The 18,831-nt window shown below is 39.5% G+C and carries 23 protein-coding genes; 5 read left to right on the top strand and 18 right to left on the bottom strand.

Annotated elements, in window-relative coordinates:
- The first annotated feature begins 89 nt into the window (after positions 1–89).
- Positions 90–1,097: a serine hydrolase domain-containing protein gene (locus HPC67_RS00550; RefSeq protein WP_217585492.1), complete on the top strand. Its 1,008-nt coding sequence runs from the start codon at positions 90–92 to the stop codon at positions 1,095–1,097.
- A 225-nt stretch (positions 1,098–1,322) separates the two neighbouring features.
- Here HPC67_RS00550 and HPC67_RS00545 read toward each other — a convergent pair whose 3' ends face one another.
- The 6 genes from HPC67_RS00545 to HPC67_RS15700 form a co-directional block, all read right to left on the bottom strand.
- Positions 1,323–2,852: an FAD-dependent oxidoreductase gene (locus HPC67_RS00545; RefSeq protein ID WP_217585491.1), complete on the bottom strand. Its 1,530-nt coding sequence runs from the start codon at positions 2,850–2,852 to the stop codon at positions 1,323–1,325.
- Positions 2,853–2,948: 96 nt separating this feature from the next.
- A complete protein-coding gene (locus HPC67_RS00540) occupies positions 2,949–3,917 on the bottom strand; it encodes a P1 family peptidase (RefSeq protein ID WP_217585490.1) in 969 nt (322 codons plus the stop codon).
- Between the two features lie 150 nt (positions 3,918–4,067).
- On the bottom strand, positions 4,068–4,307 hold the full coding sequence (locus HPC67_RS00535) for a ferredoxin family protein (RefSeq protein WP_217585489.1): 240 nt from the start codon (positions 4,305–4,307) through the stop codon (positions 4,068–4,070).
- Between the two features lie 140 nt (positions 4,308–4,447).
- Positions 4,448–4,654, bottom strand: coding sequence for a DUF6501 family protein (locus HPC67_RS00530; RefSeq protein WP_217585488.1), 207 nt, complete (start codon positions 4,652–4,654; stop codon positions 4,448–4,450).
- A 51-nt stretch (positions 4,655–4,705) separates the two neighbouring features.
- Complete coding sequence (gene msrA / locus HPC67_RS00525; protein ID WP_217585487.1) at positions 4,706–5,662, bottom strand: peptide-methionine (S)-S-oxide reductase MsrA; 957 nt, start codon at positions 5,660–5,662, stop codon at positions 4,706–4,708.
- A gap of 198 nt (positions 5,663–5,860) precedes the next feature.
- Positions 5,861–6,376 carry a YqfQ family protein gene (locus tag HPC67_RS15700; protein ID WP_217585486.1) on the bottom strand — a complete coding sequence of 172 codons (516 nt, stop codon included), beginning with the start codon at positions 6,374–6,376 and terminating at the stop codon, positions 5,861–5,863.
- 327 nt (positions 6,377–6,703) lie between these two features.
- On the opposite strand from HPC67_RS15700, the gene HPC67_RS00515 reads away from it, so the two are divergent.
- Positions 6,704–7,033, top strand: coding sequence for a YolD-like family protein (locus HPC67_RS00515; RefSeq protein ID WP_217585485.1), 330 nt, complete (start codon positions 6,704–6,706; stop codon positions 7,031–7,033).
- Positions 7,034–7,041: 8 nt separating this feature from the next.
- On the opposite strand, the gene HPC67_RS00510 is transcribed toward HPC67_RS00515, so the two are convergent.
- The 7 genes from HPC67_RS00510 to HPC67_RS00480 form a co-directional block, all read right to left on the bottom strand.
- Positions 7,042–7,263, bottom strand: coding sequence for a YozE family protein (locus HPC67_RS00510; RefSeq protein WP_217585484.1), 222 nt, complete (start codon positions 7,261–7,263; stop codon positions 7,042–7,044).
- 28 nt (positions 7,264–7,291) lie between these two features.
- Positions 7,292–8,038 carry a twin-arginine translocase subunit TatC gene (gene tatC, locus HPC67_RS00505; RefSeq protein ID WP_217585483.1) on the bottom strand — a complete coding sequence of 249 codons (747 nt, stop codon included), beginning with the start codon at positions 8,036–8,038 and terminating at the stop codon, positions 7,292–7,294.
- 78 nt (positions 8,039–8,116) lie between these two features.
- Positions 8,117–8,293: a twin-arginine translocase TatA/TatE family subunit gene (locus HPC67_RS00500; protein WP_217585482.1), complete on the bottom strand. Its 177-nt coding sequence runs from the start codon at positions 8,291–8,293 to the stop codon at positions 8,117–8,119.
- 29 nt (positions 8,294–8,322) lie between these two features.
- A complete protein-coding gene (gene tatA, locus HPC67_RS00495) occupies positions 8,323–8,523 on the bottom strand; it encodes a twin-arginine translocase TatA/TatE family subunit (RefSeq protein WP_217585481.1) in 201 nt (66 codons plus the stop codon).
- 107 nt (positions 8,524–8,630) lie between these two features.
- On the bottom strand, positions 8,631–9,215 hold the full coding sequence (mobA, locus tag HPC67_RS00490) for a molybdenum cofactor guanylyltransferase (RefSeq protein WP_217585480.1): 585 nt from the start codon (positions 9,213–9,215) through the stop codon (positions 8,631–8,633).
- 20 nt (positions 9,216–9,235) lie between these two features.
- Positions 9,236–9,724, bottom strand: coding sequence for a dihydrofolate reductase (locus HPC67_RS00485; RefSeq protein ID WP_217585479.1), 489 nt, complete (start codon positions 9,722–9,724; stop codon positions 9,236–9,238).
- Between the two features lie 36 nt (positions 9,725–9,760).
- Complete coding sequence (locus tag HPC67_RS00480; RefSeq protein WP_217585478.1) at positions 9,761–10,714, bottom strand: thymidylate synthase; 954 nt, start codon at positions 10,712–10,714, stop codon at positions 9,761–9,763.
- Positions 10,715–10,892: 178 nt separating this feature from the next.
- Here HPC67_RS00480 and HPC67_RS00475 point away from each other — a divergent pair, with 178 nt between their 5' ends.
- Positions 10,893–11,930, top strand: coding sequence for a C40 family peptidase (locus tag HPC67_RS00475; RefSeq protein ID WP_217585477.1), 1,038 nt, complete (start codon positions 10,893–10,895; stop codon positions 11,928–11,930).
- 135 nt (positions 11,931–12,065) lie between these two features.
- Here HPC67_RS00475 and HPC67_RS00470 read toward each other — a convergent pair whose 3' ends face one another.
- Together HPC67_RS00470 and HPC67_RS00465 are read right to left on the bottom strand one after the other, a co-directional pair.
- Positions 12,066–12,662: an HD domain-containing protein gene (locus HPC67_RS00470; RefSeq protein ID WP_217585476.1), complete on the bottom strand. Its 597-nt coding sequence runs from the start codon at positions 12,660–12,662 to the stop codon at positions 12,066–12,068.
- Complete coding sequence (locus HPC67_RS00465; RefSeq protein WP_217585475.1) at positions 12,662–14,332, bottom strand: formate--tetrahydrofolate ligase; 1,671 nt, start codon at positions 14,330–14,332, stop codon at positions 12,662–12,664. The genes HPC67_RS00470 and HPC67_RS00465 overlap by 1 nt, the downstream gene beginning before the upstream one ends.
- A gap of 445 nt (positions 14,333–14,777) precedes the next feature.
- Here HPC67_RS00465 and HPC67_RS00460 point away from each other — a divergent pair, with 445 nt between their 5' ends.
- Entirely contained in the window at positions 14,778–14,978 is a 201-nt protein-coding gene (locus HPC67_RS00460; protein WP_217585474.1) for a cold-shock protein, read from the top strand.
- A 175-nt stretch (positions 14,979–15,153) separates the two neighbouring features.
- Positions 15,154–15,828 (top strand): queuosine precursor transporter, encoded by a 675-nt coding sequence (locus HPC67_RS00455; protein WP_217585473.1) that lies wholly within the window; start codon positions 15,154–15,156, stop codon positions 15,826–15,828.
- Positions 15,829–15,847: 19 nt separating this feature from the next.
- Here HPC67_RS00455 and HPC67_RS00450 read toward each other — a convergent pair whose 3' ends face one another.
- The 3 genes from HPC67_RS00450 to HPC67_RS00440 form a co-directional block, all read right to left on the bottom strand.
- Positions 15,848–16,372: an isoprenylcysteine carboxyl methyltransferase family protein gene (locus tag HPC67_RS00450; protein ID WP_217585472.1), complete on the bottom strand. Its 525-nt coding sequence runs from the start codon at positions 16,370–16,372 to the stop codon at positions 15,848–15,850.
- Position 16,373: 1 nt separating this feature from the next.
- Positions 16,374–17,459: a type III polyketide synthase gene (locus tag HPC67_RS00445; RefSeq protein ID WP_217585471.1), complete on the bottom strand. Its 1,086-nt coding sequence runs from the start codon at positions 17,457–17,459 to the stop codon at positions 16,374–16,376.
- 189 nt (positions 17,460–17,648) lie between these two features.
- The gene (locus tag HPC67_RS00440; RefSeq protein ID WP_217585470.1) at positions 17,649–18,782 is read right to left on the bottom strand and encodes a THUMP domain-containing class I SAM-dependent RNA methyltransferase; all 1,134 of its coding nucleotides are present in this window, start codon (positions 18,780–18,782) and stop codon (positions 17,649–17,651) included.
- Between the last annotated feature and the right edge of the window lie 49 nt (positions 18,783–18,831).

Raw genomic sequence — 18,831 nt, 5'->3', positions numbered from 1 at the left:
ATGAATCGTTTTCAAATGTGAAAAAGGTAATTGAATGTGTTATTCAGTCCATTGAACCTTAAGAAAAAACACATTCAGGGGGAACAAAGATGAATAGATTGATCAAAAGACAACAGGAACTCCAATTTTCTGGGAGTATTTACTCACGCAAGGATGATAAGACTCTTTTATCGGAGAGCTTTGGCTATGCGAATCAGTCGGAAAAAATTTCAAATCAATCACACACTCGATTTTCGATTGCATCCGGCAGCAAGATTTTTACAGCTATTGCAATTTGCAAGTTGGTGGAGGAAGGACTCATCACATTTGACACAAAACTCATCAATTGCTTGGATATTGAATTTCCGTATTTTGATGAAAAGATCACCATTCATCATTTATTAACGCATACATCTGGAGTACCAGATTATTTCGATGAAGACGAAATGGATGATTTTGAGGTGCTTTGGGAAAGCTTGCCAATGTATCGTGTTCGCTGTGCAAAAGACTTTCTTCCAATGTTTCAGTATGAAAAAATGCAAGCAGAGGTAGGTAGTCCTTTCAAATACAATAATACGGGTTATATTATTTTAGGGCTTATTGTTGAGCATATCAGTGGCATAGATTTCGCTGATTATATCGAAAAAAATATCTTTCAAACAGCTGGCATGACTGAATCAGGGTATTTTTCAATGGATGAATTACCTGAAAACGTTGCAAACGGTTATATAGAAAAACCAGATGGTACATGGAGGACGAACATTTATTCTCTGCCAGCAAAAGGTGGACCTGATGGTGGTGCTTATGTGACTGTAACGGATATGTCGATTTTTTGGGAGGCATTAATGAATGGCAGGATAGTGTCCAAAGAAATGACTCGGACCTTGTTGACGCCTCGTGAAAATGTAGTAGAAGATATCTTTTACGGTTATGGTGGGTATATGGAGTTAAACGAAAAGGGTGTCGTGAAGTATATTCAAATGGGATATGATCCAGGCGTGAATTATCGTTCTGTCTATTATCCTGATTTAAATCTCACCATCGTTGTTTGCTCAAATAAATCAGAAGGCGCTTATGAGATGCTTAAGGAAATCGAAAGTTTAGCAGTAAATAAGTAAAGTGTCAATAAGGGCTAATTTAGCGATTAGCCCTTATTGATTAAAGGAATGATCATGGCGTGAAGGGAGAATAGGTTTTCTTTATGTCTTTTCCCTTTTTTGTTTTCTTCTAGTTTACATAATATATATTATAGGAAGTTAGATACAAAGCTTTATTTCATATCTCATAAACAAAGTATACTAGAGATAGTGAGATGAAACAAAAAACAGCCTCATAGAGACTGTTTAGTCAAGATTAATCGTTTTTAACGGATCTGTTGCGGGTCCATTAACAATATCTCCAGTATACGTAAATCTTGAACCATGACAAGGACAATCCCAAGTTCTATCACCTGAATTCCAATGCACTTCACACCCTAAATGCGTGCATGTCGTATCAACGGCATGTAATTCATTGTTTTCATCTTTATACACACCTGTGCGTTTTCCGTTAATCCGTGTCACTGTTGCTTCATCGCTCTGTAAAGCGTTTACATCACCGTTTGTATATTCGAGTTTTCCTTTGATTAAATGCTTTGCAACATCAGTATTAAATGAAACGAATTTGCGAAGGGCTGGGTCTGCTTGAAACCGTGATGGCGAATAGAGATCTGCATATGGTGATTCGCCATTCACAATCAAATCTGAAAGCATTTTAGCTGCTATTGTGCCGTTTGTCATTCCCCACTTCCGAAAGCCGGTTGCAACGTACACATTTTCCTGACCCCTTGTAACCGGGCCAATATAAGGCATTTTATCAAGCGTTGTTAGATCCTGAGCAGACCAACGATAAAGGAAATTTTTAATACCTATTCTCTGTTCTGTGAAGGCTTCTAAAGCCTCATAATGCTTAATCATTGCTTCACCCTGGCCCGTTTTATGATTTTCGCCTGCAATTAACCATGCATCTTTTCCATTTATCGTGACATTTCGGATCGATCGGGTTGGCTGATCAGCATTTATGTACATCCCACCTGGATACGCTTTGGAGGACTCTACAGCAATTATATAAGCCCTTTCTGCATACATTCTCGTTGGAAAAAATGCTTCGCCGTCATAAAATGGATAATGTGACGCTTGAATAATATGTTTACAAGTAATTCGGTTACCATCTCTCGTTACAATCGCTGGATGTTTTCTATATTCAACATCAACTGCAACAGTACCTTCATAGATACGTAAACCGTTCGAAACAGCTTTTCTTAGCAATCCGTTTAAATAATTCAGCGGGTGAAAATGTGCTTGACTAGACATTCTTAATGCCGATCTACATGGAATGTCTAGCGGCATATCATCGGCCAGCTCTCCTTTTATACCCAGTAGATCATACGCCTTTGCTTCTTTTTCTAATTGTGTCCGTTTATCATCGGATTCGGTATAAATATAAGCATCTTCTTTTGTAAAATCACAATCCAACTTATGTGTCTCAATGAGCTGTTCAACCATCCGCATAGCTTCCATATTCGCTTCATAATAAAGAGTTGCCTTATCCTGACCGAAATGCTGAATGAATTCGTCATAAATCAATCCGTGCTGAGCCGTCACTTTTCCAGTCGTATGCCCTGTTGTGCCCTGTAAAACGGGGCCAGCGTCGATTAATACGACGTCAAGACCTTTTAACGTTAGTAAATAAGCTGCTGTAATGCCTGTGATCCCACCACCGACAATGCCAACATCAGCCTTTATGGATTCATTAAGCTTTGGGTAGTGTGATAAACTCACAGATTGTCGCCAATATGATTCTGGGTATTGCGGCATGTGATTGCCTGAAGTCATAAACGTTCACAGTCCTTCCATACTTACTCGTATCGTATATGTAGTGTTAACGTTTTATCGGTTGTTTATACGAGCACGCACAGGTTTAAAACAGGTTTATTTAATGCTTTGATAACTTGGTATACCACGTGCTGGTTGCGCATGTTTAATCGCATTAACGACTGCTTTTTCCACGACTTCAACGACAACTGCTGCCAGTGCATTTAAATCAACATCAACCTTATTCGTAGACAAAGCAAATAATGTATCTCCGTCGACAGGCGTATGAGCTGGATGAATCACTTTGGCGAAACCGTTATGACCTACAGAGGCGATTTTGTTTGCTTGCGCTTTCGTTAACGCTGCATTCGTAACGATTGTACCGATTGTTGTATTTCCCGAAAATGGTTGTGAATTGCCATCTAAAATGTTGCGTTTTAACTGATCATGCGTTGAGATGAATGTCTGCGTCTCTCGATCATATGCGCCAGCCAAAACACTTCCTGTATCAGGATCAACAATGTCTCCAAACGCATTAACTGCAATGACTGCACCCACCTCTAATTGACCGATACGGATCGCATAACTGCCTAAACCACCACGCATCACATATTCTGGACCGAGCACCTTTCCAACAGTGGTACCCATCCCAGCGCCCACGCTCCCTTGTTCAAATGGTTCATTATGAATAGCATAACGACACGCCTGTATCCCCATTTCTTTCCCTGGACGAACCGACGGATCTCCTGGATATAAATCAAATAAGATGGCACCAGGAACGATCGGTACCTTTGCAACGTGAACATCCACTCCAACATTTCTTTCTTCTAAAAACGTCATAACACCACTGCCAACTTCGAGTCCAAAAGCACTTCCCCCTGATAAAAACACGCCGTGAACCGTATCGACCGTATTTTCGGATGCAAGTAAATCTGTCTCGCGCGTTCCTGGTGCCCCTCCTCTTACATCGACACCACCCACAGCACCTTTCTCACATAATATAACGGTACAGCCTGTTAAAGCCTCATGATCGTCTGCATGTCCAAAATGGAAGCCATTCATATCCTCAATACGTATCTCTACCATCTGCAAGTCTCTCCCTTTAACTAGACGTTAACTAACGATATCATTGGCATAGAGGTGATTGCAATATGGAATTGGGATATTATGTGACTCGCGAAGCATTCCCTCTACAAAATAAAATCATCCGCTACACAAGTGGCAGCGGATGATTAATTATTGCTCTTCAAAATACTTACGATTCAACTCGATATAGTCACTTTCTTCTTCAGGTACTTCATCTTCCATGTATATCGCTTCAACAGGACAAACGGCTTCACATGCCCCACAGTCTATGCAAATATCTGGATCAATATAAAACATGTCTTTGCCTTCTTCAATACAATCTACAGGACAAACTTCCACACATTCGCCGGATTTTTCGTCCTTACACGGTGACGTTATAACAAATGCCACTGTTATCTCCTCCTAAACATTAGGTAACATTGTACTGCTGGAGCCCTAACGCGATGGGCTTAGCTTTCAGTATTTAATAACGAACAATACCTATTATAATATAAAATCGTTATAGATGGCTATACTTTATAACAATCGTGTTATTCAGCTTCAGCAAAATATGTTTTAAGAAAACCGCCGATACGGTCACTATTGTCAATAATAAAGTAAAATTCATCTGTCTCATTTTTTACATCATACAACTTACCTGGTGTGAGTTTATTATGGACAATGAACTTTTCTGCATCTGCGTGAACACACTTGATCTGCTTAATTGTATCTCGTTTTTCCCAATTTAAATGAATCATGAATCGTCACCTCAATAAATGTATGTTGTTTACATCATCATAAACTATATTCTAGTCATTAAACAAATATAAATAATTTCCGTAGCCTTCTAAGGCCATATCTTCTTTTGATATAAAGCGCATCGCTGCCGAGTTGATGCAATATCTCAATCCGCCTGTTTCCCTCGGTCCATCATTAAAAACATGCCCTAAGTGTGAGTCAGCGTGGCGACTTCGAACCTCTGTCCGTCTCATACCATGAGTTGTATCGGCTTTTTCACTTATTTCATATGGATCAATAGGTTTTGTGAAGCTTGGCCACCCACAACCGGCATCATATTGATCACGCGAGGAAAATAACACCTCTCCAGAAACAATATCTACATAAATACCTTCATCTTGATTATTCCAGTATTCGTTTCTAAATGGGGGCTCAGTCCCATTTTCTTGTGTTACGTGATATTGCATCGGAGATAGTTGCGCCTTCAATTGCTCACGGCTTTTTGCCTGTTTCCAGTGCGTGTTAATGAAATCTTGCCGACCTGATCCCTTTTTATACAGACGATAGTGAAACGATTGTTTCTTATAGTAATTTTGATGTTGATCTTCAGCAGGATAAAATGATTGAGCTGGTCGTATTGGTGTAACGATCGGTTTACTGAATTTCCCACTATCCTCTAGTGCTTGCTTGGACTGTTCTGCTATTTTGCGCTGACTGTCATTATGATAAAAGATTGCTGTTTCATACGAGGTACCTCGGTCAGCAAATTGACCACCGGCATCGGTTGGATCAATTTGCTGCCAAAACGTATCGAGCAGCTGCTTATATGAGACAATGCTTGGATCATATTCAATTTGAACCGCTTCAACATGCCCCGTCGTATTAGAACAAACTTCTTTATACGTCGGGTTTGCAACATGTCCACCAGTATAACCTGATAGAACCTTTACAATTCCTGGACGCTCGTCAAACGGTTCTACCATACACCAAAAACATCCACCTGCAAATGTTGCGAGTTCGTTTACCATATGACTACCTCCATTATAATTGTGAGTCTATTAATTGTATCATAATGTATGCATTAAATTTCCAGTTATTAATAAATGAAGCTTCATTAAACAACGATTTCCTACACACCATTATAAATTGGAAGCTTTTACAGAACATCCAGTTACTTAAATAGGTTGCCTTCCCTAAACTAACAAAAGGGATTTTCTAATTTTAAATTACTGTGGAATAAATAATTTAGGAACAGATTCTCCCTTATATAAATGCTTATCATTTGGCAGCTTATCTTCTTCGTCATCAAGATCATCGACATACACTGAATTACTTTCTACAGATTCATCTTCATCGTGTTCATCAACGTCATCAGACGACAATGCCTCGTCATCAGTTGCCTCATCATCTAAGTCAGCATCATTTAATATCTTCAACATCTGATACATTGTGGGCAAATTTTTAATTAATGGACCATACTGTTGGACAATAGGGGCACTTGACTGTATAACCCCTAACACACGTTGAACGTTATTCAGTGTATTCATCATGCCATCAACACTTACGCCTCCGCTTCCACCAGAACCAGATATTTTACCGAGGAGTTGCTGCATGATCCCTTGTTTAGGATAACCATAATTGACACCACTATGTGTATAGCTTGGCGCTGAAGCCACATAAGGTGACCTTGCTGGCATCTGACGATTAGCATTAATTGGTGAACGTCTTATTGGAAATGGCACACATATCCCCCACCTTCATCAAGTACTTTAGGTTATTGTACGTGTGGCATAAAAGAAACGTTCGGGACAATAAACCAGATTACAATATTTCCCGGGCAACCGCATAGAAGTGGTTTTTTCACCACATTTTGCTGTCGAGATGTCGAATGAACGGGATCCGTGCACCAATACCATTAGCGTTAAAGATATAAACAGCCTGAACTTTAAAGCTTTTAGTTCTCTTTGTTTTCGTCAGTTTCTTTTTTAAACAAACGTTTGATCAATATATTTCTATGGATAGAGAACGTATATTCGTATATAATGTATTTTAAGAAAGGATGATACATCATGCTAAAAGATCGAGGCACCATCAAATGGACATCGCTTATGTTGCCAGAGCATGTTAAGATGCTTAAGGAATTATGGGATGAGCAGCAAATAGAGCCGCGTCCTATTCTCGATGCTCAGGAGCTTGATCGCTTTAATAATCAGCTCATCCAAGCGTACGAGACGCAAACATCACTCAAAATTGCTGTTTATATGGTGAATCGCGTTTCATGGCAAACGGGTTTCATTACCAAACTCGATCCAACTTCAAAAAGTATTGAACTCCAAACAAATACTCACAAGCGAAGTATATCCATTTATGATGTCGTTGATATACAAACCGACGATTGAGGTGTTCATTATGACAGCTCTCTTGATTGGTAAACAGCCCATAATTCATCAAATAGCGATAACGCAGTGGAAAATGGGCTATTCCATTCAAGATAGCGGCTAATTTCATCGTAATCCAAAGAGTGCTTTGGAAAATCATGGTCATGAAACATCCAATCCGCCAATCGCGCAGCATCATCAGCTGGTTTTTTACCACGATATGACATCATGTGATGATAAAAAGACTTCATCTATTCCGTTTCCTCCTTCTATAACGGGCTAGCTTTGATTCATAAATTCACGGTGTTTCTTTTCTTTTCTGCGATAAACGATTGCTGATAAATAAATGCTTATTTCGTATAAGATAAACATCGGAATGGCCACCGTAATTTGTAATACGATATCAGGTGGTGTCACGAGCGCACCGACGATGAGCAAAATGAAATAAGCGTATTTTCTAGTTTTGCGGAGAAATGCTGGTGTCATGACACCTAAGCTGGTTAAGAACATCGCAATAATCGGTATTTCAAATAAAAAAGCAAACGGTAGCGTCACTCGAAATAAAAACTTAAAGTAGCGATCGACCGTAAACAGCTCATTAAACATGCCATCATTTAAACTAAGCAGAAATGGTAAAATTAATTTTATGAATATAAAATACCCAAAAACAAGGCCACCAATAAATAAAAGAAAAATAGCCGGTACATATGGTAAAGATGCTTTACGCTCAAATTTTGTTAATCCTGGTTTGATAAATAACCAAACTTGCAACGCTAACACAGGAATGGTTGCTGCAATTGCAACGATGCCGGCGACCGTAAAGTAAATCCATATCGTATCAGCAGGACTTGTAATCGTTAATTTGAAGGCAATATCCTGTTCAAAAAAACGATAAATATCTTTAATAAACGTAAAACTAACTAAGAAAGCGATCACGAAAACAACCGCTGTCACAATAAGTCGATTCCTCAGTTCTGTCATATGATCGATGATGTTCATGTCTTTATCACTAGACTTTGCGGACATGGTTTCACTCTCTCCCTATACATAAAAGAAGATGTAAGGCATTGACGACTCCCTACACCTTCATCATATGTGTTATGTTTATCGTTTTTTTGTGTCTTGATCTGAATCCATAAGATCGCGTGTAGCGTGTTTAAATTCTTTTAAGGTATGACCGAAAGCTTTACCGATTTCTGGCAATTTCGATGGGCCAAATATAATTAAGGCCACTACTAAAATCAAAATCATGCTTGGAAATCCGATGCTTCCCAATCCCATAACCACCACTCCCTATGTTTCTATCTCATTTAAGCGTTTTTTGACTTGTCAGATGTATGAGTAGAATCATCCTCATCGTCATCATTGGCTAGGTCTCGCGTTGATTTCTTGAATTCACGCAACGTTTGCCCTGCCGCTTTACCGATTTCTGGCAATTTGGATGGGCCAAATATAATTAATGCGACAATCAAAATCAAAATTAAACTCGGTATTCCTATGTTTGGTATCATACGTCATCGCATCCTCTTTATAAAATTTAACAAGATCATGAATGAGAGCGTTAATAGATATTAAGTATCAATGATTCATAGCTAGTTTAACATAATAAACATCACAATCACAACTTGTATATCTCTAGCGCCCTCTCATATTGTTCAGGTGTATTCATGTTAAAAAAATGCTGGTCAACGATCTCTCTTGATACCGAATTAAAGTCAGTAACATAATGAACCTTAATATGATCAAACACGCGTCTGATTTGACGCTCATCACGCAGGAGCTGTTGACGTACAACTGTGTGTACAGATTTTCGATAAACGCCAGATAATGGATGCATCTGACCAGCTATAACAGGAATAACTGCATCGTTGTCCTCAAGTTGGCCTATGAGCTCATCATAGATGCGCATATGCACAAAGGGTGTGTCACAAGCAGCGATGGCACATACATCATACTGACAATGACTGAGCGCTGATTCAAGTCCCGCCAATGGACCTTTGTCTATGAAATGATCAGGATAAACTGGACATTCAAGACCAGCATATAATTTAAGGTCATTCGCAATGACAAAACATTCATCATAGCTGCACATCGTACGCATCACATGGTCAATCACCGTTTGATTACCTAATGGCAACAATGATTTTGTCTTCCCCATGCGAGATGATTGGCCCCCAGAAAGAATTACACCACTGACCTTCATTCTCGTCCCCCCCTTAAAGACTAAAGTCGGTCATATTGAATGAAGCAATAGTCATAAGGGTTATCTTCATTTTTATCCCCTTTTACTTTGGATGTGACCTGCCAAGTCTCTTTACAGAACTTTGGAAAATATGTATCGCCTTTAAAAGATGATTCAATTTCTGTAATGTACATCCGATGGGCGATCGGTAAAATCTGTTCAAAGACATGTCCCCCACCAATAACAAAAATTTCTTCATCAGGATTGGCGTCATGCCACTCTTTGATTAATGCGATATCGTGAATAACGGTCACATTATCAATTGCTTCAAGTGATTGACGTGTCAATACAACATTTTTACGATTGGGTAATGCTTTACCAATGGATTCATACGTTTTTCTCCCCATGACGATCGTATGACCGGTTGTTTTCTGCTTGAAAAATTGTAAATCAGCAGGTAAATGCCAAGGCAAATCGTTTTCAAATCCAATAACATGATTTTGGTCCATTGCAACAAGTAAAGAAATCATAGTATATAGCCTCCTTAGATGAGTTACAAAGATGTATTAAACAGCAATTGGCGCTTTGATAGCAGGGTGAGGGTCATATCCTTCTAAAATAAAATCCTCCACTTCAAAGTCAAAAATTGAACGCTCTTGATTTAATTTTAATGTTGGCCACTGGCGAGGTTGACGAGCAAGCTGTGTTTTAATTTGTTCGGTATGATTTAGGTAGATATGAGCATCGCCAAGCGTATGAATAAATTCTCCTACTTCGAGATTACACTCATGCGCAATCATGTGTGTTAATAGTGCATAACTCGCAATATTAAACGGTACGCCTAAAAAGACATCCGCGCTCCGTTGATACAACTGGCAGGAGAGCTTCCCATCAGCGACGTAAAACTGAAACAATGTATGACACGGTGGTAGAGCCATTTGTGGAATGTCCTCCGGATTCCAAGCAGATACAATATGACGTCTTGAATCAGGATTTGTTTTGATTGATTCAATTACATCCTTTAACTGATCAATCGTGTCATGTCTCGATGTTTTCCAGTGTCGCCATTGTTTCCCATATACTGCGCCGAGATCACCAAATCGGCTTGCGAACGCATCATCAGAAAGAATTTTTTCCTTGAATTGAGCCATTTGGGCATCATAAAGCTCTTTAAATCCGGGGTCTTTTAAGCTTCGGTTGCCAAAATCAGTCATATCAGGACCTGAATAGTCATCACTTTCGACCCATTTTTTAAATGCCCATTCGTTCCATATATTGTTGTTATGCTTGAGCAGGTAGCGAATATTTGTATCTCCTTTTATAAACCAAAGAAGCTCACTTGCAACCAGCTTAAAAGGAACTTTTTTAGTTGTTAAAAGCGGAAAACCTTCTTGAAGGTTATACCGTATTTGATGGCCAAAAACAGATCGTGTACCTGTATTTGTCCGATCAGACTTTTCACACCCTTGCTCTAATATGTGTTGACATAAGGCTAAATAGCCGTTTTCTCCTGTTGTCATGCATGAACCCTCCTACTCAATCATCACATTTCATATGTTGTACTCATTGAAACTTATTGTAACACAAACGTAATGACAAGACAGTGATAATCAACTCGTCCATCACATAAATTAAGAAAAGTGAAGGTCTTAAAATGAATACATAGTAGAAAGCAGCTATGAGAAAGGGGACATTTACATGTTAAATGGTACGGTAGAGCAGGTGGTTAAACATTCATTCCTATACAGCTACATGCTTAGTCAACCGTTTTCAGTATATGTGGATGCATACCCAGTATTGCAAAACAATATACTACTTGAAGCAGAGCAGGTTCAGTATGGAGAACACGGTGAGACAGTACGCATATTACAGCACAAAATGAATCTTTTAAATTACTATGATGACGACATCGATGGTGATTTCGGTATTTTCACGGAGCACGCCTTAAAGAAAATCCAAGCAGATCTCAATATCAAAATAACAGGCGAAGCCGATTTTCAAACATTGCATAGCATTGTAGAGTTAGAAAAAGAAAAGCACGTTGAAAAACTAAAAACGATGAGTGGATCTGTTCAGCAAGGCATGAATAGTGAAGATGTTAAAATCGTTCAAGAGACGCTTCAATATTTCGGGTATTATACAGGCGAAGTCGATGGATTGTTTGGTCCACTAACGACAAAAGCGGTTGAAAAAGCTGAGGACATTCATGACATTCAATTAATGCCACAAGTGACTGAAACTGCGCTACAAACGTTGTATGAAACAGACACCACAGAATCAACCGTCTCTACAAATCAACAGCCAGCTCAACAAGAAACCGAAGCAACCGAACAAAAAAAGCCTGTTGAAACAAAAGAAGTAAAGAAAAAGAGCGGGAATGATGTAACCAGCCTTATCCAGACAGCACAATCTTTATTAGGTACACCTTATGTTTGGGGAGGTACGTCCCCAGGCGGATTTGACTGTAGTGGCTTTATACAATATGTGTTTAAGTCTCAGAACAAAACAACACCAAGAACTGTTAGTGACATGTGGAATTTTTCTCAGCCTGTCAACAATCGATCAATTGGTGACCTTGTATTTTTTGAAACATATAAACCAGGCCCGTCTCATATGGGAATTTATATCGGGGATGGAAAATTCATACATGCAGGGGTGTCTAAAGGCGTCTCAGTTAGTCACCTCAGTGAAAACTACTGGAAAACGCGGTACTTAGGTACGCGTCGCGTTCAATAATCCCATTTGAAATGAAGTGCCTAGAACATAACCTAAAAGTTTAACGTAAAAGAAAAACAATCCTCAACACTAGCTTTGAAAATATACGCCTTGATATGAAACACAGCCGGGTAAGCACCCGGCTGTTCAATAATTTCATACCCATTCATCCATAAATTGCGCCATAAATTGTTCCATAAACTCATGGCGTTGCTGTGCTAAATCTCGAGCAGCTGTTGTGTGCATTAAGCCTGAAAGCTTAAATAGTTTGTCGTGAAAATGTTTAATTGATGTCGCATCTTGCATATCATTAGAATGAATGAGTTGGTCGTTTGCAGCACCATATGCAAACGTACGTGCTATACCAATTGCACCAATTGCATCAAGTCGATCAGCATCTTGTACAATCTTTCCTTCAAGGGTATCAGGTGTTTTTTGGCCAGATGTAAAGGACACGCCTTTTATAATCGATTCAATTTGATTCATTTGACCAGTGTTTAAGCCAATATGTTTGAGCAACTGTCGCATGTCCAAGATCGCTGCATCAGGTTCAGTAAACAATTTGCGGTCTCCTACATCATGGAGCCAGCCTGCTGCTTCACAAATGAACACGTCTCCCTGTTCTTTAATCGCAATCGACTTAGCAACGGTCGCCACCCGCTTCATATGGTAGAAATCATGACCTGTTACATCACTACGAAACAACTGAGCAACGTACTCACGAATTGCCTCAATTTGTTGCGCGTAATTCATTAAAACAACCCGGTTATTTTGCCGTCTTCTAAAACATCCATATTGAGCGCGGCTGGTTTCTCAGGCAAACCTGGCATTGTCATCATATTACCTGTTAACACAACGATAAACCCAGCACCTATAGATGGTCTCAATTCTCTAACATTCACTGTGAACCCTTTAGGGCGTCCGACAAGAGAAGGATTATCAGAAAGTGAGTATTGTGTTTTAGCCATACAGACAGGCAAATTCCCCCAGCCTTGCGCTTCATAAAACGCAATTTGCTTTTTAGCTTCTGAGGACAGTTCAATGTCATCCGCACCGTAAACATTTTGAGCAACTTTACGAATTTTCGTCTCAAGATCTTCTTCAAGTTCATAAACATGCTTCAATTGAGACGTTGCAGAATTGGCTTTTTCAACGATTTTCTCAGCGAGCTCAATGCCGCCCTCTCCTCCTTTTGCCCAAACATCTGCAAGTGCTACATCAACTTCTCTCGCTTCACACCAAGATTTAATAAATGCAACTTCTGCATCCGTATCTGTTGGGAATTTGTTAATGGCTACAACATACGGCAAACCAAATGATTCAATCGTCTCGATGTGTTTCTCTAAATTCGCCATTCCGGCTTCCAATGCATCTAAATTTTCATCCGTTAATGCATCTTTCGCTAAACCACCATGCATTTTCAAAGCACGTACTGTTGCAACAATGACGACGGCATCCGTATCAAACTGACCCGCTCTCGATTTAATGTCTAAAAACTTTTCTGCGCCTAAATCAGCACCGAATCCAGCTTCAGTGACAACATATTCCCCTAGCTTAGCAGCTGTTTTCGTTGCTATAATACTGTTACATCCATGTGCAATATTCGCAAATGGTCCACCGTGAATGATAGCCGGTGTATTTTCTATCGTTTGAACGAGGTTTGGTTTAATAGCATCCTTTAAAACAAGGGTTAAAGCACCTTCAACCTCTAAATCCTTAACACGAACAGGTGTCTCGTCGTATGTATATCCAACGACAATTTCAGACAAGCGTTTTTTCAAATCTTCAATATCATTTGCAAGGCATAATATAGCCATAATCTCTGAAGCAACAGAAATATTAAAGCCATCTTCCCTTGGCACACCTTGTGTTGCACCACCCAATCCAACAACGATTTGCCGTAATGCACGGTCATTCATATCCATAACGCGCTTCCACTCAACACGTCTTGGATCGATATTTAAGGCATTACCTCTATGAAGATGGTTATCTATGATGGCAGATAATAAATTATTAGCGGTCGTTATCGCATGTAAATCACCTGTAAAATGAAGATTAATGTCTTCCATAGGGAGCACTTGTGAGTAACCACCACCTGCTGCGCCTCCCTTAATACCCATAACAGGACCAAGTGATGGTTCCCGTAGGGCGATGACAGTCTTTTTGTTAATCTTATTTAAAGCTTGTCCTAATCCAACGGTTACAGTGGACTTCCCTTCACCAGCAGGTGTCGGATTAATGGAGGTCACTAAAATGATCTTTCCATCAGGTCGATCGGCAAGTTTACTCTGAATTTGATCTGATAACTTAGCTTTCGTATGACCATAAGGCTCCCAATCCTCTTGCTGAAGGCCCAAATCATCAGCAATCTGTTGAATTGGCTTGAGTTTGGCACTTTGTCCAATTTCAATATCTGTTAGCATACTAAAACCCCTCTCTTTATTTATCCCACTTTTTTTCTGTTGCACAAATCTAGTTTAATACTTTTTTCAAAAGTAAGCCAATCTTAAGAAGCGAAGATTAATATAGATAATACTCTCAAATTATAGCTGGTATTTAATGGACATTTCTTGACTCATATATGCATATACGTTATATTAGACTCAAGCAAAGAAGATTTATGGCGTCATTAAAGTAAGCACCTTCAATGGAAGTGGATGTTGTTAATGATCCGATCTTCTGTAAAGGTGTTTTTTTGTATGCCATGATCTGATTTGTATTAACACGTTTTAAGTATGTTCAGACTGATTCGACGATAAACGTATAGCAATCGCTTAACGATCATGATCAAGCTTCTATATTGCTCTTGGAGTTTTATCGTATCATCGAACGACTGGCGGAACGTGAAAGTTTTTAGGAGGCTTATTAATGGAAAATGGAGTAGTAAAGTGGTTCAACGCTGAAAAAGGGTATGGCTTTATCCAATTGGAAGAAGGCAATGATGTTTTTGTACATTATTCAGCAATCCAAGAAGAAGGCTTCAAGACTCTAGAAGAAGGTCAGAACGTCACGTTTGAAATTGTTGAAGGTGAACGTGGTCCACAAGCTGCCAACGTTGCTAAAAACTAATACACACCATATATGAAACAGAACATTATCGAGCGGCAATTTTAATTGCCGCTTTTTTTGATGCCTCATTCTCGTGTTGCTTTCCACAAGAAATCGACGTATAATGAGTTCTGTTCGATTTTTTTAATCGCGGTTCGCAAACTCCCGCGTTACCAAAACTAAGGAGGAAACAATAATGTCCAATGAATGGTTATGGATTGTGTTTGCATTGGTGAATTTTTCACTACTGCTTCTGTTTTACCGTATGTTCGGGAAAACTGGATTATTTGTCTGGATCGGGATGTCGACCATCCTCGCCAACATTCAGGTGTTGAAAACAGTTGAGCTGTTTGGTTTAACAGCAACGTTAGGAAACATCTTGTATGGCACAGCTTATTTAGCGACTGACATCTTAAATGAAAAATACGGAAAACAAGAGGCAAAAAAAGCTGTATGGCTTGGTTTTTCAACATTGATCATGATGACAATCATTATGCAGATTGCATTACGTTTTATACCAGCTGCAGATGACATTGCTCAAGGGTCATTAGAAAATTTATTTGGCATCATCATACAAATTGCTGCTGGAAGTCTTGCTGCTTATATCGTCAGTCAATATTTTGACGTGTGGATTTACGATAAAATCAGGGAATGGTTGCCTTCCGATAAATTTTTATGGGTGAGAAATAACGCGAGTACAGGCATTAGCCAATTACTTGATTCTGCAGTGTTTTGCTCGATCGCATTTTGGGGTATGTACGACTGGTCTGTATGGTTAGAAATATTCATGACGACTTATATCATTAAGTTTGTCGTTGCAATACTGGATACACCTTTTATGTACGCAGCTAAATATATTCATCGCCAGTAACATGTTAAAAAGGGCTGACTTAAACGTCAGCCCTTTTATTAATGAGTCTTAATGCAGCCTCTTCTTGGGGGATTCGTACTTTCAACAGCAGTAAATGCAGTAATGGAAAGACGATGGCTGTGTAGAGAGCGCCAACAAGTAATGGAATGACGATTAATTCAATGGCAACGATGATGTAATTCGGATGACTGACATACTTATAAGGACCTTTATCAATCAGATGTACGCCAGGCAACACGATAATTTTTGTGTTCCAAAAGCGTCCAAGCGACGTAATGCACCATACGCGTCCCATTTGCACAACAACAAACAACGCGAACAGCCAAACGTTGAAACGAAGCGGTTGTTCATGACGAAGCAACAGCTCACTCATTAATGAGATAAAAAAGAGTGTATGAACAACAATAAACCACTTATAATGTGCCTGCCCCTTTTCTATTCCCCCGTTCTCCAACATCCACCGTTCATTCCGTTTTGCAATTAGAAGCTCAGCCAAACGCTGAAGAATTAAAAACCCGATGAACAACTGAACCCATACTAGCATTTCACATCCACTCCAATAGTAACAACTCTGAACTAAACCCTGGTCCAAGAGCTGAAAGGATACTACGTTCGTGATTCGGCACACCCGTATTCATCCAATTCTCCAACACATATAGCACTGTTGCGGACGACATATTTCCATGCTGTCTTAAAATATCACGAGAGGGCAAAAGTTTACGTGCTGGAATTTGAAGCGCTTCCGTCATTGCATTAAGTACCTTTTTACCACCTGGATGTACAATATAAGAATGAATCTGTTCATTGCTCAAATCATTGGTTTGCAAAAATTGTTCGACGTGTTGCTTCCATACAGTATGGACCATAGATGGAATTTCCTTGGAAAATACAACCTCGAATCCACTATTCGTTACGTTCCAGCCCATGATAGACAATGTGTCTTTTACAGTATAAGCGCTACGATCAACGATGGATGGGCACGGTCTTTTACAATGAGCAACATATTTTGATTGTTCTCCGATTAACAATGCAGCGCCTACTCCGTCCCCGAATAAAGCGGTTCCTACAATATTGCTCGGTTGTAAATCATTTTGTTGAAATGTCAAACTCGCTGTCTCAGCACAAATTACGAGGGCTGTCTTATTTGGATAAGCTGTAAGCCAGTCATGTGCCAGTGATAAACCAATCGCTCCACCAGCACAACCAAGTCCCCACAATGGCATACGCACAGTTTGTTCATTAAAAGGCCGTGCATTTATTAGCTGAGCATCTATTGATGGTGTTGATATGCCTGTACTTGATACGAATACGATTAAGTCGATCGCTTCATATGGTACATCTTGTGTTAAATATGTATCATGTTTTAAACAGTTGTCTATTGCCATTAATGCATATTTAAGGACCGCTTTAACATAGACATCATTTCTATCTTTAAAAGCGCCATGTTTTTTAAGCCAATCAAGCTCGACAACGAGCTGCCGTTCGTCGATATCAGCATGATCAAAAACAGATAACAACCGATCAAGATCAGCTATTTTATCAACAAATAATTGTTCCACCATCTTTTTGGCAGTTGCTTGTGGCAGTGTGTGTTCTGGAACCCCTAAACCAATTGACGCAATATGTGACATCACAATCCCTCCTGAGAGTATTATGAGCGAATTATTCATGATATATCCTCTTTTAGCTCATAAAATCAAACGGTCGATACTGCATCAAGGGTTGTGACACGATATATCTTCAAAAACGAATGACACAATAAAAGTCATAAAACAGTGTCTCCACCGCTTTATGACTTATTTACACGTCTCAGACCATTTTTAGTTAATTTTTTTCCCGAAATATTGATAATAATCGGTTCGAATAAACCCATTAAATAGCTTGCGTTTTTTCGTTGGCTTCTGACCATATCGTGCTTCAAATTCATCAAAAGCAGTTAAAACATACACACTCCAAGAAGGATGCTGCTGCATAACGTGACCAAATGCCTGATAGAGATCGCCAACTTTTTTCTTGTCACCAATTCGTTCTCCATAAGGAGGATTCGTTATCACGTAACCGTTATTTTCTTTAATGGACAAGTCTCGAACTTGCATTTGCTTCCATGAAATGAGATCGGACAAGCCTGCTTCCATTGCATTTTTGTTTGCGATGCTTACCATGTTGTGATCGATATCGCTTCCTGTAATAGAAAGCTTCTGGTCATAATTCGCCAGATTTTCAGCTTCTTGAAACGCTTGATCCCACTTTGAGGAACCAATTAAGTTCCAACCTTCCGAGGCGAACTCCCGGTTAAAGCCCGGGGCGATATTTTGTCCGATTAAAGCCGCTTCAATTGGAATTGTTCCAGACCCACAAAATGGATCAATTAAAGGAAAGTCTGGCTTCCAATTCGTTAAGAGCACAAGTGCTGCCGCCATCGTTTCCTTTAATGGGGCATCTCCCTGTCCAACACGATAGCCTCTCTTATGTAACCCAGCTCCCGATGTATCAAGCGTCAATGATGCAGTATCTTTGAGCAAAGCAACCTCAACCTTATAAAGAGGACCGTTTTCCGGCATTCTCGAGGCGAGTCCGTATTTTAATTTTAATCTTTCAGCAATTGACTTCTTAACGATAGCTTGACAATCTGGAACACTGTGTAGCTGTGATTTAACAGATTTACCTTGTACGGGAAATGCTCCATCTTCACTTATGTACCTTTCCCATGGCAAGGCTTTTGTAGCTTCAAATAAATCATCAAAGGTCGTTGCCTCGAATTGACCAACAAGTATTTTGACGCGATCTGCCGTTCGCAGCCAAAGGTTACAACGCGGAATAGCAGTGACGGGAGCGTTAAAAAACACACTACCATTTTCTATTCGAGGATCATATCCAAGATTTTTGACTTCTTGTGCGACGACGGATTCCAAACCCATTGCAGCAGTCGCAATTAATGTTATGTCTTGTTTCATCCAGCATAATTCCTTCCAACTCATTTTAATATCATTTTTAGTGTACCAC

The sequence above is a fragment of the Lentibacillus saliphilus genome, from assembly GCF_019093865.1.
Taxonomy (GTDB): Bacteria; Bacillota; Bacilli; order Bacillales; family Amphibacillaceae; genus Lentibacillus_B; species Lentibacillus_B saliphilus.
This window is presented reverse-complemented; position numbering and strand designations above follow the sequence as displayed.

Excerpts from the sequence above, each read along its gene's own strand:
- HPC67_RS00550 (WP_217585492.1), top strand. The coding sequence starts at position 90 with ATGAATAGATTGATCAAAAGACAACAGGAACTCCAATTTTCTGGGAGT.
- HPC67_RS00545 (WP_217585491.1), bottom strand. The coding sequence starts at position 2,852 with ATGACTTCAGGCAATCACATGCCGCAATACCCAGAATCATATTGGCGA.
- HPC67_RS00540 (WP_217585490.1), bottom strand. The coding sequence starts at position 3,917 with ATGGTAGAGATACGTATTGAGGATATGAATGGCTTCCATTTTGGACAT.
- HPC67_RS00530 (WP_217585488.1), bottom strand. The coding sequence starts at position 4,654 with ATGATTCATTTAAATTGGGAAAAACGAGATACAATTAAGCAGATCAAG.
- msrA (WP_217585487.1), bottom strand. The coding sequence starts at position 5,662 with ATGGTAAACGAACTCGCAACATTTGCAGGTGGATGTTTTTGGTGTATG.
- HPC67_RS00515 (WP_217585485.1), top strand. The coding sequence starts at position 6,704 with ATGCTAAAAGATCGAGGCACCATCAAATGGACATCGCTTATGTTGCCA.
- HPC67_RS00510 (WP_217585484.1), bottom strand. The coding sequence starts at position 7,263 with ATGAAGTCTTTTTATCATCACATGATGTCATATCGTGGTAAAAAACCA.
- tatC (WP_217585483.1), bottom strand. The coding sequence starts at position 8,038 with ATGTCCGCAAAGTCTAGTGATAAAGACATGAACATCATCGATCATATG.
- HPC67_RS00500 (WP_217585482.1), bottom strand. The coding sequence starts at position 8,293 with ATGGGATTGGGAAGCATCGGATTTCCAAGCATGATTTTGATTTTAGTA.
- tatA (WP_217585481.1), bottom strand. The coding sequence starts at position 8,523 with ATGATACCAAACATAGGAATACCGAGTTTAATTTTGATTTTGATTGTC.
- mobA (WP_217585480.1), bottom strand. The coding sequence starts at position 9,215 with ATGAAGGTCAGTGGTGTAATTCTTTCTGGGGGCCAATCATCTCGCATG.
- HPC67_RS00485 (WP_217585479.1), bottom strand. The coding sequence starts at position 9,724 with ATGATTTCTTTACTTGTTGCAATGGACCAAAATCATGTTATTGGATTT.
- HPC67_RS00480 (WP_217585478.1), bottom strand. The coding sequence starts at position 10,714 with ATGACAACAGGAGAAAACGGCTATTTAGCCTTATGTCAACACATATTA.
- HPC67_RS00475 (WP_217585477.1), top strand. The coding sequence starts at position 10,893 with ATGTTAAATGGTACGGTAGAGCAGGTGGTTAAACATTCATTCCTATAC.
- HPC67_RS00470 (WP_217585476.1), bottom strand. The coding sequence starts at position 12,662 with ATGAATTACGCGCAACAAATTGAGGCAATTCGTGAGTACGTTGCTCAG.
- HPC67_RS00465 (WP_217585475.1), bottom strand. The coding sequence starts at position 14,332 with ATGCTAACAGATATTGAAATTGGACAAAGTGCCAAACTCAAGCCAATT.
- HPC67_RS00460 (WP_217585474.1), top strand. The coding sequence starts at position 14,778 with ATGGAAAATGGAGTAGTAAAGTGGTTCAACGCTGAAAAAGGGTATGGC.
- HPC67_RS00455 (WP_217585473.1), top strand. The coding sequence starts at position 15,154 with ATGTCCAATGAATGGTTATGGATTGTGTTTGCATTGGTGAATTTTTCA.
- HPC67_RS00450 (WP_217585472.1), bottom strand. The coding sequence starts at position 16,372 with ATGCTAGTATGGGTTCAGTTGTTCATCGGGTTTTTAATTCTTCAGCGT.
- HPC67_RS00445 (WP_217585471.1), bottom strand. The coding sequence starts at position 17,459 with ATGTCACATATTGCGTCAATTGGTTTAGGGGTTCCAGAACACACACTG.
- HPC67_RS00440 (WP_217585470.1), bottom strand. The coding sequence starts at position 18,782 with ATGAAACAAGACATAACATTAATTGCGACTGCTGCAATGGGTTTGGAA.